This window comes from Vogesella mureinivorans (genome assembly GCF_007644035.1).
Classification (GTDB): domain Bacteria; phylum Pseudomonadota; class Gammaproteobacteria; order Burkholderiales; family Chromobacteriaceae; genus Vogesella; species Vogesella mureinivorans.
In genome coordinates this window covers 1-262 of record NZ_VMTV02000509.1, presented here as the reverse complement: position 1 = coordinate 262, position 262 = coordinate 1, and the positions used below count along the sequence as shown (strand labels likewise).

General features: G+C 47.7%; 1 pseudogene. It reads right to left on the bottom strand.

Annotated elements, in window-relative coordinates:
• Window positions 1–262 (bottom strand): annotated as a pseudogene (locus tag FLQ44_RS13640) (GntP family permease); the annotation flags it as partial.

The window sequence follows — 262 nt, the reverse complement described above, 5'->3', positions numbered from 1 at the left end:
ACTGCGCCATTATGAGGTAAGGTGTCCATACCTCCTGAAGCCATTGCGACGATACGATGCATCACCTCAGCAGGAATTCCCATTGCAGCGATTGCGGCATTGTACTGATCAGCCATTGCACTCAACGCAATACTCATACCGCCTGAGGCTGAACCTGTAATCCCTGCTAAAACAGTGGTCGTAACTGCACCATTGACCAATGGATTGGTAAAAGTATGTCCTAAAGCATGACTAATCACTGCAAAACCTGGCAATGCTGCAA